This is a genomic window from Clostridium estertheticum (assembly GCF_026650985.1).
Classification (GTDB): domain Bacteria; phylum Bacillota; class Clostridia; order Clostridiales; family Clostridiaceae; genus Clostridium_AD; species Clostridium_AD estertheticum_C.
In genome coordinates this window covers 2,178,676-2,193,276 of the sequence record NZ_CP086239.1, presented here as the reverse complement: position 1 = coordinate 2,193,276, position 14,601 = coordinate 2,178,676, and the positions used below count along the sequence as shown (strand labels likewise).

Below are 14,601 nucleotides of genomic sequence, written 5' to 3'. Positions count from 1 at the left end.
TATGGAGGCTATCAGTCACATGGATGTTACAAGGAGATTGTGTTTCAAAATCAACAATACTGTGCCCGACTTTAATGAGTTACGGCCGTTGTTTGGAGAGATGCTCGAAGCACCGTTACAGGAAGGCACGAACATCATATCTCCAATTCAGATTGATTTTGGAAAACAGATGACGCTGGGAAAAAACGTGTTTATCAATCATAGCTGCACTTGTATGTCGGCAGGCGGCATAACGATTGAGGACGATGTACAGATTGGACCCGAGGTAACAATGGTAACGACTAATCATGATTTCAGTGACCGATATACGTTAATATGTAAAGGCATCCACATCAAGAAAAACGTATGGATTGGTGCACGAGCAATGATCTTACCAGGAGTGACTATTGGTGAAAATGCCGTAATTGCAGGGGGAGCCGTAGTGGTGAAAGATGTAGAGCCCAATACAGTTGTAGGAGGCAATCCAGCGAAAGTACTAAAAAAGCTAGATTAAGTCTGAAAACAACCAAGGATTAGGCAATTCTCCAATTGGTATAGTTGCAGGAATCTGGTAGAATTCATTTGAAATTTCCAGGAATCTTCTGGTGATTTCCCGTTTATCATCTTTGTGTGAACCAATAACACAGCGCATAGTCTCTTCAGTACATAAATCAATAATAGTTTAAGTCATATATGGAATATGGCAGAAGGAGGATATTATGACAATGTTAGAAATACAGGAAAAATTAGAAATACAGGAATTGGTAAATAGGTTTGCAAATCTTGCAGATGAAAAGGATGCAAAGAGTCAGGGAGATTTATTTCTGGAAAATGGAATGCTTGAGTTTCAGATGGGATTTGATGGAGGGATACAAAATATCATCGGCAGGGAAGAACTTGTGAAAGCATTTGCAGCAACGATTAACCCATGTATCGCTGTTTATCACATAAATGGTCAGCATATCATTACACTGAATGGTGATGAAGCTACTGGAACGGCTTATTGTCAGGCAACACTTGTTAATGATGTGGATGGAAAGAAAATCGTGACAGTAAATGATGTTCGTTATAGTGATATTTATAAAAAGGTTGACGGAAAATGGTATCTCAAAAAGAGAAGAACTACATTCCTTATTTCTGAGAAACATGAAATGAATGTATAATTTGGAGGAATCATGGATTTAGAAAATAAAAAAGTATTAATTGCTTACTTTTCGCATGTGGGAGAAAATTATGTGAATGGAGCAATGAAGCGCTTAGAGATTGGTAAATTCGTGCAATAGATAAAAATCAAAGTTATTTTGATATGCCAGAAGAAGAACAGGAAAAAATGTTTTTAAGCCAGCGACCTGATTTTGACGCTCAGGTATAGATCATAAAAAATATTAATTAATATGTGCATTGCACAGGAAAGAAGGTTATTATGACAAATCAGACGTATATTACTTTAAATAATGGATTTAAAATCCCACAGTTTGGACTTGGTGTTTATATGGTCCCAGGTGATGAGACTACAAAACAGAATTGCTTAGATGCTTTTAAAGTGGGCTATCGTCATGTTGATACAGCTCACGCCTATCAGAATGAAAGAGGTGTAGGAGCAGCAGTAAAGGAAAGTGGCATCCCAAGAAATGAAATATGGATTACAAGTAAATTATGGCCAAGTGAATATGGAGAAGAGGCAACAGCTGTTGCAATTGATAAGATGTTAGCTCGTTTGGATACTGATTATATTGATCTTCTCTTACTTCATCAGCAGTTTGGTGATTATATTGGCGCATACAAAGCGATGGAAAAAGCAGTTGTAGAAGGCAAAGTAAGAAGTATTGGCCTTAGTAATTTTGAATCAGAAAGATTAGAAGAAGTATTTGCTGTGGCAACAATCAAACCAGCAGTTCTGCAGGTGGAGTGCCACCCTTATTATGCACAGAATGAATTAAAGAAAAGAATTGCAGATGCAGGAACAGTGATTGAATGTTGGTATCCACTTGGACATGGTGATACAGGGCTTATGCAGGAGCCAGTCTTTACAGAACTTGCCAAAAAATATAATAAAACAAATGCACAAATTATCTTAAGGTGGCATATTCAGGAAGGAAATGTTATCTTCCCTAAGACAACAAATCCAGAACATTTGAAAGCCAATATTGATATCTTTGATTTTGAGTTAACAGAAGTCGAAATGAATAAGATTAAAAAATTAGATAAGGGTGTCCGTTATTTTGTGATGAGCATTGCTGATCAGGAAGCTCAGTTAGGAGATTGGAAGCCAGAAGACTAAAAAAGAAGAAGGCAAACAGCGAATTGCCTCTCTGAGAAGCGGTAAAATGGGCATTGATATTCATTTTACATGCGTGTAAAAACAGGCCACATGCTGGAAGTAATATCCATCATGTGGCTATATCATTTAGTGATTAAGCCCTTATTTTACGCTGGGATTTACAGGAAGGAATCATTGCAATTCCAAATGCAACTAGTCTGGCACAATTAAAAGTACATGATTAAACGAAGAAAATAGTATTGAGTAAAAAGGAGGACAAAATCATGGTAAAAAATTTAATCATTTATTATTCAAGAAAAGGACAGAATTACTGGAATGGTAGTATCAAGACTATTGAAAAAGGCAACACGGAAATAGTAGCAGAGTTCATTCAAAACGCAGTTGGTGGAGATTTATTTGAAATTGAAACAGTAAGGGAGTACGATGCAGATTATTATAAATGCATTGATGAAGCAAAGGATGAATTACATGTAAATGAAAGAACCGAATTGAAGAAGTATCTTGATAACATTGATGAATATGATAATGTATTTGTATGTGGTCCATGCTGGTGGGGAACATATCCAATGGCTATGTTTACTCAGTTAGAGCGTTTGGATTGGTCAGGTAAGAAGGTTATGGCTGTTATGACACATGAAGGAAGTGGACTTGGCAGTAGCGAAAGAGATTTGAATAAAATCTGTAAGGGTGCAATCTTTGGAAGTGGTTTAGCAGTGCATGGAGCAGATTCAGCTGGTTCTGAGAATAAAGTAGCTTCCTGGGCGAAGAAAGTAATTGCATAATAATTTCATATTTTCCAAATGAATAACGATAAGAGTATATGAAACAACAGTCATAGGCTCTTATCGTGTTGAAAAAAGAGAGGAAAATCGAATAAAAGATAGTAACGTAGGGTATCTACAAATACATAAAAAATAAAGAAGGTAGTAAATTTGTCAAATATGAGTAAGAAAGGAACTTTGATTGTAACACTGGCGCTATTATTGTCGAATGCAATGGCCGGCTTAGATGGAACAATCGTCAATACAGCCCTGCCATCAATCATAAATGATTTACATGCAATTCAATACATGGGTTGGATAGTAGCTGTATTTTTATTGGGAATGGCAGTAGCAACTCCGCTTTGGAGTAAATTAGGAGAACGTATCGGAAACCGAAGAACATATGAAATAGCGACATTATTATTTGCGATTGGTTCAATATTTCAAGCATTATCAAGTAATATTATCTTTTTCTTGATTGCAAGAACCATTATGGGAATAGGCGCAGGTGGAATGAACACTATTCCGTTTATCATTTATGCAGACCTGTATACCAATTCAAGGAAGAGGGCGAAAGTTATTGGGTATGCTACAGCAAGCTATAGTGCAGCTGCGATTATTGGACCTCTAATTGGTGGTTGGATAGTCGATGTCTTTAGTTGGCATTGGGTATTTTATATTAATGTTCCAATTGCATTAATCTCAATCCTAAGTATTCAAATTTTCTTTAAAGAGCCTAAAAGAATTTCTACAAGTCAAAAAATTGATTATTTAGGTGCTGGTATTATGATAATTAGTTTAGTAACACTTTTAACAGGAATTCAAATGGTAGAGACAGGTTCACTAAGCTTGACTATTAGCTTAATTATTGTTGGTTTAATTTTATTGATAGTACTATTTAAAGTTGAAGAAAAGGCGGAGGATCCTATAATTCCTAATAGACTTTTTAAAAATGGTCCATTAGTAGCTGATTTTATATTATTTGCTCTTTTATGGGGGGCATTTATTGGTTTTAATATCTACGTACCAATGTGGGCACAAGGATTACTAGGACTAAGTGCCTTACTCGGAGGTGTGACTCAAATTCCAGGTGCTATTACAAACTTTGGTGGTTCTATAGTTGCTCCATCTATCCAATCACGATTGGGTAAATATCGTACGGTTGCTTTTGGAACATTAGCTTTTTTAATTTGCTTTGGAAGTATGGCATTAGCTGGAGTAACTACACCATTTTGGATTTTATTAGTAGCGGGGGTATTTGAAGGTTTTGGGCTAGGTTTAAGTTTTAATGTTTTACAAATAAGTGTACAAGAAGATGCAGAAAAGCGAGATATTCCAATTGCAACATCATTTGCATACCTTTTACGTATTTTGAGTCAAACATTTATGTCATCAATATATGGAGTAATCCTAAATCATGCTTTAATTAAAGGGGTTGCTGAAGCTAAGGGGAAAGTTTCTATTGATATGTTAAATAAATTAAGTGATTCCCAAAGCGCAGGTGACTTGCCTAAAAATTTATTACCACTTATGAAAAAGATTATGTATAGTGGTTTTCACAATATCATGCTAATTGCACTAGTTTTGTTAACTATCGCTTTGATTTTCAACATTGGAATACAATTAAAAATAAAAAAAAGAGAAATTGGTTAATTATTATGTACTTTTGAACAAAGTTATAATAGATACACAGAGCAGGAGTATACTTTATTATTAGTGCCTATTTACGAATACGACCATTGAGTCACTTTCGGAATATTAATGTGAACTAAAAGCAAGTACCCCGATATCCTTTGATATGGGGGTACTTGTGACGAAATATATGAAGCATTGTCTGTGAGAAAACCCATTGAATAAAAGATTCCATTTGAGGACCAGAAAAGTAAATGTACAGTTTTAAAATTCTTTCTTCAAAGTATTGTAGTCCTATATAGACTATTAATCAATTATGATAATACAATGCCTTTTTCTATTTTATTTCCTTTTAAAAATTCTTTTACCTCAAGAGGTTTTCCCCCTGGAAACTGTAATATTTCTATAATCAGAATACCGTTATTGGTGGCGACTGTAATTCCTTCATTATTTGCATCTATGATATAACCAGGTGGTTTAATAATATTTGCCTCTAATGACTTGGATTTGAATATTTTAATTGGAATATCTTTATAATAAGTATGAGCAGTTGGCCATGAGTTTATATTTTTATATGGCCAAGAACTCAATCCTCTTATTAAATTATGTATGTTAATACTACTGTCATTCCAATTAATCTTTGCCATTTGCTTGTTTAACTTCTGTACATAAGAACTTCCATCACTCTGTTGTTTTACCCCACAAATTTTACCTGTGATAATTCCATTTATTGTTTCCTCTAACAGTTCAGCACCGTTTATTTTTAATAATTCGTACAATTCTCCTGCTGTCATAGATTCAGATATGTCAAACTCACTTCTCATAAGTATATCACCCGTATCTATACCAGTATCCATTAGTATAGTTGTATTTCCAGTTGTTATTTCCCCATTTATTAAACTCCAATTTATTGGTGATGACCCCCTATACATTGGGAGGAGAGATGCATGTAGATTAATACATCCGAGTCTTGGTATGTCAAGTATATGCTTAGTTATGATTTGACCATATGCTACAACAATAATAAAATCAGGTTTTATTTCTTTTAATTTATCAATAATTACAGAGTCTGTTCTTATTTTTTCGGGCTGAAAAATTGGAATTTGATTCAATAGTCCGACGTCTTTGATTGGTGAAATTGCTACCTTTTTCCCTCTTCCACTTGGTTTATCAGGTTGTGTTACAATCGCACTTACATTATATTTCTCTATCATTTTCTTCAATGAGGGAACTGCAAAATCAGGAGTTCCCATAAAAACTATTTTCATTATTGATACCTCCCTTTGAAACTACAAAATATATTTTGTAGTTACACAATATTCTACTGAGACACATTAAATTTCTATATTCAATCCATCATACGCAAATTCTATATTGTCATAATTCTTTGCTTTTTTCAAATAATCATCATATGATAATCCCCAGTCCTCATCTAAATGAGTGATAATAACCTTATTGACATTATACTGTTTTTTTAGTTCAACAATTTCATTCATAACAAACAAATGTTTTCTCATTTCATTATCGTTATCAATAATAAAATTATCTTTTGCTACTTCTGAAGTTATTGTATTTCCAATTATCAATAAATTAGCATTATTAAATAAATCTTCATCTGGAAAAGGTTTTACATTACATGGTGCATAAATAACTTTTTTATCCTTTTGCTCAAATACAAATACTGAGCTAATCTTATTACTAACAGGTATGATTGTAATTTTAATATCATTTATATTTAGTTCTCTATCAACAACATTTATTTTTATTAAATTATATTTTTTTTCGTAATTTTCAACATACGGTCCGAATTTATTTTTTATTGAACGTATATCTTCAATTACATAATCCAATCCAAACACATTTATAGGTTTCTTATTTTTAATTCCAACCGATAATTCACACCAATTTATTTTTATCTGTTCAAAAACTCTCATCCCTAGAGTATGGTCGGGATGCCAATGGCTATAAAGCACATTATCAATACTCTTTACATCAAATTTATTTAGTGAAATATTAATATCCTCTGGAGTATCAATTAACAAATTGATATCCTCTATAAATAATGAACAACCAAAACGCGAGTATGGTGTTCCCTTCTCCCTTGCTTCTTTACATACTTTACAACTACATGTTGCTCTAGGTATTGACGTACATCCTCCAGAACCTAATACTTTAAATTTCATGTAACTTCCCTCCAATAATTTCTTTTTTCATCAAGTATAAGTTTTCTCTTTATGTTCTTAATCTTTTTAACTGCTCCCTTTACATTACTAAAATACTTTTTATAGGTATTGGTATATCTTCAAACAATTAACACATTTGTTTCCATTTAAATTCCCCCCAATTACAACAATCAATTAATTTATTTGCTTTAATCATAATATAATGTAGAAAAGAAGAGCCCCCAAGGGTACATAGACTATTTAATTATACTAATAATACCATAATTTAAAAATTAAAGTATATTTACAAATATTAAATCATGGCATATAGCCTCAAAGTGAAAGTAACTCAATTACCATTAAGTTACTTTCAGAATATTAATATGAACTAAAAGCAAGTACCCCAATATCATTAGATATAGGGGTACTTGTGACGAAATAGAAGAAAGAAGCGTATTAACTTAACCTTTTTATTCTATTCATAACTTTAATTTATTTTATTTCGTATGTATTACAGCAAAAATTTATAGCACCATTTGCAGTTTTAAACTTTTTATATCTTAACCCACATTGCAATAATTCAGATATTAACTGCTTTCTATCATTATTAAATTCATGATGCCACTTTATATTCATCCATAAAAACTTTAATGTTGGATTGGTGTTATACGATTCTTTTCCCGTTCTTTGCCGAATCCAGCGTCTTAAAATTCTATACAATCGTATAAATGAATTTGTATCTAAAAAAATAATATAATCGCAATATTCATAACGTTTTTTAAAGTATTTTCTTGGTGAACCTTCTATTACCCAGTTTTTACTCGTCAGTATATCCATGAACATTTTTTCTCTTTCACTATCTGAACGCCTAACATCACCGTCTCTTGTCCTCATCCAAACTATATTGTCTTGTTCATAACAAGGAATATGAAATTCTTCTGCTATCCTACGTGATAAAGTGGTTTTTCCACTACCAACAGCCCCGATAATATCTATTTTCAAATTACATCCCCAATCTAAATATATTACGAGTATGACATTAAATATATATTTAATTATACCATGAATTCTAAAATTAATTATATTTACAATGATTAAATAATAGCTTATAGCTTCAAAGTGAATGTAATTCAATCATCAGTATTGTGTTACATTCACTTTGTTAATGGCTTACTTATTAGATAAAAAAAACAAAAGAAATCACCTATAAATTAATATAGATGATTTTTATCCTATGTAGTAGTTCATAAAAACAAAATTCCCAAATATATACTGATTTATAGCTCGACTTTAGAAACATACTAAAGTTGATGGGAAGTGATATTATGAAAAAAAGGCGTTTTTGTATATCTATATTATGCTTTTTTCTATTTTTTCAATATACTAAAATAGGTGTTGCTAAAAATGAACATACACCTATGAAATGCGAGGAAAAATTAAATTTATTAGAACCCGCAAAACCAAAAACTATTTACGATTATGAATTGTTGCCTGAGAGAAACATAAGTACATTTAAAGAAAAAGTTTTACCTGTTTCATTAGTACAAAAGAAAGGAAACAAGGTTCCTTTTGCAATAGCTTACAAAAATTTGAATTGGCAAAGACCTGCTTATGACTCTATTTGGCATAGTTCTTTAAGGCGCTGGAGTTATGTCCCATTAAACATGGCTTATCAGCAACACATAGTTTATAGTTATCAGGGTGGCCTATCTTATTGGTATGACCTTTCAAGTTATCTAGCTCTTCCAAATGGCACCGGTGGTCCTTCTCCTATCAATGAATATGCTTTTACAATTAAATATCCTTATGTTGTAAGGCTTGTTGTTTTTAATTTTAATATTACATCTATAAAATATTACAAAAATCAAATTGTTTTTTCTGGAGTACCATTGAGAAAGGGATTAACAATAGTAGATTTTGATACAAGAAATTTTTCTGATTCTAAAAAATTATTACAGCTTGCAACACCTGATGGTTATGAATTAGATTATTTAATTTTGTATTTAAGTAACCATTAAAACTTGAGGTTTTAATGGTTACTTATTGTTTTAATAAATAAATACTGTAAAAAACAAATGATGTTAAACCAGACTTTAACGAATTTTGGCTTTATTAACTTAATTAATTTGCATATTAAATGAGGAGGTTACTTGAGCCGGCATATAAGAAAAGTGTGTATTAAATATATAGAACTTCACCACAAAACAAGAAGAAACATAAAGTTAGATTAAGTGATAATGATTGGACTATTAGGTATATTACCCTTAATAATTTCTAAAAGAAGCTTCCCTATTTGTGGTGTGAAAAACTCTTCGGTTGACGATAATAACTCATTTATGTCCCACCATTTAAACCCCTTTAAAGTTCTTACCTCATTAAGTGCCATATTTTCAAAAGAAATGTCTGTATTATCGATTTTAATAAGATAATACCTTTCATAACTAACGAAATCTTTCTCTTTACCTTCAAAAATCACTTCTTTTGTCCATATCCAAGGTCCTACTGAATTAAGCGTCAATCCAGTTTCTTCAAACAATTCTCTTTTTAGTGCTTGTTCAAAATTTTCACCTTCCTCAACACCACCGCCAGGTGTTACCCATAAAACATTTTCACCTTTAATATTTTCAAATTTAAATCTAAACAACAAAACTTTATTTTTATTATTAATTAATATTGCTCGAGCGGATTTCCTTATATTCATACTATTCCTCCTATAAATTTTTCAAATTTGCTTCGTCACATTTTACAGTTGCGACACAAATATATGAAGATAACGAATTAACTGTAAATAAAAACTACATGCATTTCTTTAATATAAATTCGACTGCTTCTGAATAATTCTCTACTTTTTTCACAACAAAATAATTCTTAAATTCTTTCGTCCACATATCGAGTTCTTCTTCTATTTCTTTAACTTCATTCATTATAAATACAACATATTTACAATCCGTTTTTGCCATTTCTGGAAGCAAAAAAGAAAATCCCCATTCAACATCTGCTTTATAATCTTCAAATCCATTTCTTGCATCAAACACAAAATTGCTATTAAGATATTGTCTCATTAACCCTAACGCAAATGTTGTTGGTTTTCTATAATCATCTAAACAACAAAATTTTTTCCAAGTTAGAAATACTATATTATCCTTCACAATGTATTTTACATTGCAAAATTCTGAATCAAATTCGATTTTACTAGTATTCATTATTAACCTCCGAATTATATAAATAGTTTTGACTTCGACTTTTTTTACAAGTTTGCCATAAAACATATATTCATAATGTATAGAAACGCTTTGATTATAGAGCTGGTATACATTTGAAATTTACATCAGATTTGATACAATTACGATTATATCCTGCTTTAGTAACGATATTAAGGATAGCTGCCTCATTATTAATATCCTTTAATCGTATATCAACTGTATTCGTTTGCTCCATAAAGCCTCCCCATAGTATATATTTACGAATTAATTAGGTAATCTTTTAAATAAATAATGCAAAAATAGAACTGCTACTGCTAATTTATATTTTTTCTCAATGGAGATGGAATTTGTATCATCCATAAAATTTTGAACATCCTCTAACTCAAGTTTTGCATATATCGCTAAGGTTTCATATTTAATTTCAAACCCACTTATTAATACATCGATTACTCCTTTAATTCTGTCATCTTCATTTATCATCAATATACCATCAGATAGCATATAAATCATGTTTGATAAATGTGCAGGCTCCGGAATATTTGAATTATTTTCCCCATCCATAAAATCTTTTAACCATACATAATCTAGTCCAGTTATTTTACTCAAAGATTTCACTTCGATTTTATAATTATTAATCAGATTTTGTATATCTCCCCTAATAATACAATCATTCTGATTTATATTTTTACTTACACTTTGCCTTATAATTTTAATATCCATATCCATATCCATATCCATATCCATATATATTCACCTTTACTTCCATAATATTTTAACATCCATAAAATTTTAAATATTTTTCAATATTTGATTGTATATATTCAGCACTATGATTACCTTGGAATACATGATTTTGAGAATTTATGCCTTTTTCTTTCAATATTTCATGTAAAATGGAACAGCCTTCGTAAAATCTACCTTCATCATTATTTCCGGCATCAAGATAAACATCCATATCAAATAAAATAGTATTGTTTCTTGCAACATATAGTGGATCATATTTTTCCCATACACCCATGTCTTTAAAATATGGCTTGTCTTCATTTTCAAGTTCTAGTTCTAAAGCAGGCATATGCCCTCCTACTTTTAAAAACATATGTTGATGTCGAAATGCATGGTGAAGGGCTGCATAGCCACCAGCGGATGCCCCTCCGATATATCTTCCTTTTCTATCGTTTATAGTATTAAAAGTTTTATCTGTTAAAAATATTATCTCTTTCATAAAGTAATCTTCATACATTCCTATATTTATGATTCTATTATTATCCCCAAGGTCAGACACTTCTTTACAGATTAAGGACGAATTCAATCCCCTGCTGTTTTCAATTCTTGGACATACAATTATCATAGGATTAATATCACCATCTTTTATCATCTGATCAGCTTTAGTGTTTATTCCCATTTCAAACATTATATTTTCGTCCCCACTTCTTCCATGTAGAAAATATAATACAGGCAGAGGAGTTGAATTATTATAGCATTCAGGTAAATATACCAACATTGACATTTCTTTACCAAGTACATCGCTATAAAAATTTATTTTTTCTACTTTTGATTTATTCATTTTTGTACCACCTCATTTAGAATTAAATTTGTACAATTTTACAAATGCGACATAGACTATTTAATTATACTAATAATACCATAATTTAAAAAATAAAGCATATTCACAATGATTAAAGAATGTTATATAGCCTCAAAGTGAAAGTAACTCAATTACCATTGAGTTACTTTCAGAATATTAATATGAACTAAAAGCAAGTACCCCAATATCATTAGATATAGGGGTACTTGTGACGAAATAGAAGAATGTAGTGTACTAACTTAATATAAATTATTTATAAAGTTACATTTAAACTCCGCACTGTTCAACTTCACATTTATATGATAAATATTTCTCGATAGGTATTTTAAAATGATTCATATCTTCAACTTTGTTAAAATATTATTTGATGCATAATTCATTACTATTATTCATTAATGGTTTTTAGTTATCAATATATCGCTATTTATTTTTGTTTTTGTTCCATACATATATAATCTTTGAAACAAGGAATTGTATAATAGTAAAGGTAATCATTAATATTCCAAAACGTAAAAAAGAATCTAATGAAAATATTCTTCCTTTAAGTCCCAAATAATCACCCACAGCAAAACCTATAATAAATGTAATGAACCAACTTATAAAAATAACCCAAAAATTATATTTTTTAATCTGCTTCATAATACTTTCCCCCTAAAAAGATAAAATTCATATATACATATACCATCAGATAGCATACAAATCATGTTTGATAAATATGCAGGCTCCGGAATATTCGAATTATTTTTTTCGTTTTTTTGTTTTAGCTTTGATAATCATGCCAATTATAAGTCCAATTAATGCAGGGAAAAAAGCAAAGAACAAACTTAGTATTCCGAATGTGCTAAATATCACAAACGGAATTATTATGCCGAGCAGACCAAATCCTCCCAATAAAAATAATCTTCTCAATTTTCTAAAAATGTTTAAGTATCATGTATTTTTGATTGATGAGCAATAGAATACATGCCTGTATTTATTGTATTATTAAAATATATACAGGCTACACTTAAATTATAACATTTTTTTCTACATATTAGATATAAAGCAACTTACTAATACTGTAATAAGACAAAATCAAATATTTTATTTGAAATATATTATATCTGTTAAATCAAATTTCTTATTTGCTAGTATTCATAAATTGAGGTTTTATAAAAGCTTCGTCTACGTAACATGCAACAAGGAACACCTAACTTCGTTGTTTGTTCAAAATTTAGATCCTGATGGAGCAACGAAACCCCCTGCCTCCATAATAAGATTCCGCACCATTATGATAAACGAAGACATTGCCGTAGCGGAAATCAGCAAATATGGCACCACCGAGTTTTCTAATCTCAGAAGGTGTTTTCAACCAGCTCGATGTTTTCGTATCGAAATTTCCAAGTTTCTGCAGCTCTCGATATTGTTCTTCCGTTAAAAGCTCGATGCCCATGGTAGCCGCCATATCAATAGCGCTATTTTCCGGTTTATGTTCTTTCCTTGACTCCAGCGCTTCACGGTCGTAACAAATATGTCTACGGCCTTTAGGACTTTCCGCTGAACAATCATAAAAAATGTATTCGCCCGTCTTATTATCATGACCAACAACATCTGGTTCACCGCCAGTTCGTTCCATTTCATTGAGTGACCACAGTTTTTGAGTATTGGCTTCCAGCTTTTCTTCTAATTTAGCCCATTCAATACATCTATGGCGGTTCATGTTTTTCTCAAAACGGGCTTTCAATGCTCTGAGTAGTTCTTCACGTTGTTCTGGTGACAACTCCCTTTTTTCATATTCCAAAGTGAAACCTCCTCGTAATTAAGCTTTTATATTATTTATTGTCCCTCTAAAATACTATAATATAACATAAAAAATATTATATCTCAGAGGTTTCTTATCATCAATAATCGTTATATGTTAATAAATACCTTTATATAAAGAATTAGGGTAGAGATTTAGATTTATGACCCTATAACAACCTGCACTTTATGTAAGGTGTTTTAGCTAAAACACGATAAGGAAGTGAAGAAAAATATAGATGTTCATCGTTCCTCTTATCTTACCCGTTGGTGCTTATTCCAAAAGATATAAGTAATTGCATAGGCAGCCTCATTGACAAATTATTAGGAAAAGAATTGAATTAATTTGAGAAATATGAAGGCTTTTTTTACTAGATGTAGAATAGTTTATATAAGATGAAATTTTAAGGGGGAACTTGTCGTGGCGTGTCCTAATTGTGGGAGTGAGAATATTCAAGTAGTATCTCAATCAAAGGGTTTTGGGGCAGGGAAAGGATGCTGTGGATTCATAATCTTTGGGTGGGTAGGTTTATTATGCGGACTTTGCGGTATGGGGAAAAGCAAAATAAAAAGAGTTTGTACTAATTGTGGACATGTATTGAATTGATGGAATTCATTGATTATCCAGATTGTATTAAAAAGACATGGCTATTTCTTTATAAGCTAGGAGCTGCAGGTGGATGTCACCAGATGCCCGAAAGAAGTTTTCGCTTTTTTGATATGCAATTTCCAGTATGTGCAAGGTGTACAGGTATTTATTTGGGACAAATTATTGCAATACCATTTTTTTTAACAAATACAGTTTTAAAATTATATATTTGTTTTTTATTTTTGGTTATTATGTTATGTGATTGGTTAATTCAATTTTTAAACATTAAGGAATCTACAAATTTCAGAAGATTTATTACTGGTAATATCGCTGGTATAGGACTTATGGGCTTATATTTTAATATATTTAAATTTTTATTGGCATTGATACGTTTATAGGATTTTTGTTCTGGTTCGCCAGGGCTTTGAAAATAGATGATAGAAAAGGGATATGCTGGTACGAAGACTGACATTCAGTATAAAAATCCAACTGTTGGTTCAGCCTGAGGCTTTGTATTTAGTAAAGGATGCTCTTGGCGATAAGGTAGATTTAAGGTTTTATAATATAAAAAAATGCAAATAAGTCGCATGTTAGTAATATCCATATGCGGCTTATTTGTATTTTATTTAG

Annotated in this window: 17 protein-coding genes and 1 pseudogene; 8 read left to right on the top strand and 10 right to left on the bottom strand. The window is 31.3% G+C overall.

Annotated elements, in window-relative coordinates:
* Positions 1-331: 331 nt before the first annotated feature.
* The 5 genes and pseudogenes from LL038_RS25675 to LL038_RS10610 form a co-directional block, all read left to right on the top strand.
* Positions 332-484 (top strand): annotated as a pseudogene (locus LL038_RS25675) (DapH/DapD/GlmU-related protein); the annotation flags it as partial.
* A gap of 220 nt (positions 485-704) precedes the next feature.
* On the top strand, positions 705-1,142 hold the full coding sequence (locus LL038_RS10625) for a nuclear transport factor 2 family protein (protein ID WP_216125372.1): 438 nt from the start codon (positions 705-707) through the stop codon (positions 1,140-1,142).
* A gap of 260 nt (positions 1,143-1,402) precedes the next feature.
* Positions 1,403-2,260, top strand: a complete 858-nt coding sequence (locus LL038_RS10620; protein WP_216125374.1) for an aldo/keto reductase — start codon at positions 1,403-1,405, stop codon at positions 2,258-2,260.
* A gap of 263 nt (positions 2,261-2,523) precedes the next feature.
* Entirely contained in the window at positions 2,524-3,042 is a 519-nt protein-coding gene (locus LL038_RS10615; protein ID WP_216125376.1) for a flavodoxin, read from the top strand.
* A 159-nt stretch (positions 3,043-3,201) separates the two neighbouring features.
* A complete protein-coding gene (locus LL038_RS10610) occupies positions 3,202-4,674 on the top strand; it encodes an MFS transporter (protein ID WP_216125459.1) in 1,473 nt (490 codons plus the stop codon).
* Between the two features lie 293 nt (positions 4,675-4,967).
* Here the strand turns inward: LL038_RS10610 and fmt are convergent, their stop codons facing one another.
* The 3 genes from fmt to LL038_RS10595 form a co-directional block, all read right to left on the bottom strand.
* On the bottom strand, positions 4,968-5,921 hold the full coding sequence (gene fmt, locus LL038_RS10605) for a methionyl-tRNA formyltransferase (RefSeq protein WP_216125378.1): 954 nt from the start codon (positions 5,919-5,921) through the stop codon (positions 4,968-4,970).
* 66 nt (positions 5,922-5,987) lie between these two features.
* Positions 5,988-6,836, bottom strand: coding sequence for an MBL fold metallo-hydrolase (locus LL038_RS10600; RefSeq protein WP_216125380.1), 849 nt, complete (start codon positions 6,834-6,836; stop codon positions 5,988-5,990).
* 471 nt (positions 6,837-7,307) lie between these two features.
* A complete protein-coding gene (locus LL038_RS10595; RefSeq protein WP_216125381.1) occupies positions 7,308-7,817 on the bottom strand; it encodes an AAA family ATPase in 510 nt (169 codons plus the stop codon).
* A 323-nt stretch (positions 7,818-8,140) separates the two neighbouring features.
* Between LL038_RS10595 and LL038_RS10590 the strand changes: the two genes are divergently transcribed.
* Positions 8,141-8,833, top strand: coding sequence for a hypothetical protein (locus tag LL038_RS10590; protein ID WP_216125382.1), 693 nt, complete (start codon positions 8,141-8,143; stop codon positions 8,831-8,833).
* Between the two features lie 209 nt (positions 8,834-9,042).
* On the opposite strand, the gene LL038_RS10585 is transcribed toward LL038_RS10590, so the two are convergent.
* The 7 genes from LL038_RS10585 to LL038_RS10555 form a co-directional block, all read right to left on the bottom strand.
* Positions 9,043-9,516, bottom strand: a complete 474-nt coding sequence (locus tag LL038_RS10585; RefSeq protein WP_216125383.1) for an NUDIX hydrolase — start codon at positions 9,514-9,516, stop codon at positions 9,043-9,045.
* A 94-nt stretch (positions 9,517-9,610) separates the two neighbouring features.
* Positions 9,611-10,018 carry a hypothetical protein gene (locus LL038_RS10580; RefSeq protein ID WP_216125384.1) on the bottom strand — a complete coding sequence of 136 codons (408 nt, stop codon included), beginning with the start codon at positions 10,016-10,018 and terminating at the stop codon, positions 9,611-9,613.
* Positions 10,019-10,112: 94 nt separating this feature from the next.
* On the bottom strand, positions 10,113-10,253 hold the full coding sequence (locus LL038_RS10575; RefSeq protein WP_216125385.1) for a hypothetical protein: 141 nt from the start codon (positions 10,251-10,253) through the stop codon (positions 10,113-10,115).
* A gap of 29 nt (positions 10,254-10,282) precedes the next feature.
* Complete coding sequence (locus tag LL038_RS10570; RefSeq protein ID WP_309245096.1) at positions 10,283-10,762, bottom strand: HTH domain-containing protein; 480 nt, start codon at positions 10,760-10,762, stop codon at positions 10,283-10,285.
* Between the two features lie 28 nt (positions 10,763-10,790).
* On the bottom strand, positions 10,791-11,582 hold the full coding sequence (locus LL038_RS10565; protein ID WP_216125386.1) for an alpha/beta hydrolase: 792 nt from the start codon (positions 11,580-11,582) through the stop codon (positions 10,791-10,793).
* 441 nt (positions 11,583-12,023) lie between these two features.
* Entirely contained in the window at positions 12,024-12,242 is a 219-nt protein-coding gene (locus LL038_RS10560) for a hypothetical protein (protein WP_216125388.1), read from the bottom strand.
* A 574-nt stretch (positions 12,243-12,816) separates the two neighbouring features.
* A complete protein-coding gene (locus LL038_RS10555; protein WP_216125390.1) occupies positions 12,817-13,383 on the bottom strand; it encodes a DUF4256 domain-containing protein in 567 nt (188 codons plus the stop codon).
* A 420-nt stretch (positions 13,384-13,803) separates the two neighbouring features.
* On the opposite strand from LL038_RS10555, the gene LL038_RS10550 reads away from it, so the two are divergent.
* Both LL038_RS10550 and LL038_RS10545 read left to right on the top strand, forming a co-directional pair.
* A complete protein-coding gene (locus LL038_RS10550; RefSeq protein WP_216125392.1) occupies positions 13,804-13,989 on the top strand; it encodes an LITAF-like zinc ribbon domain-containing protein in 186 nt (61 codons plus the stop codon).
* Positions 13,989-14,369 (top strand): DUF2085 domain-containing protein, encoded by a 381-nt coding sequence (locus tag LL038_RS10545; protein ID WP_216125393.1) that lies wholly within the window; start codon positions 13,989-13,991, stop codon positions 14,367-14,369. The genes LL038_RS10550 and LL038_RS10545 overlap by 1 nt, the downstream gene beginning before the upstream one ends.
* Positions 14,370-14,601 lie beyond the last annotated feature (232 nt).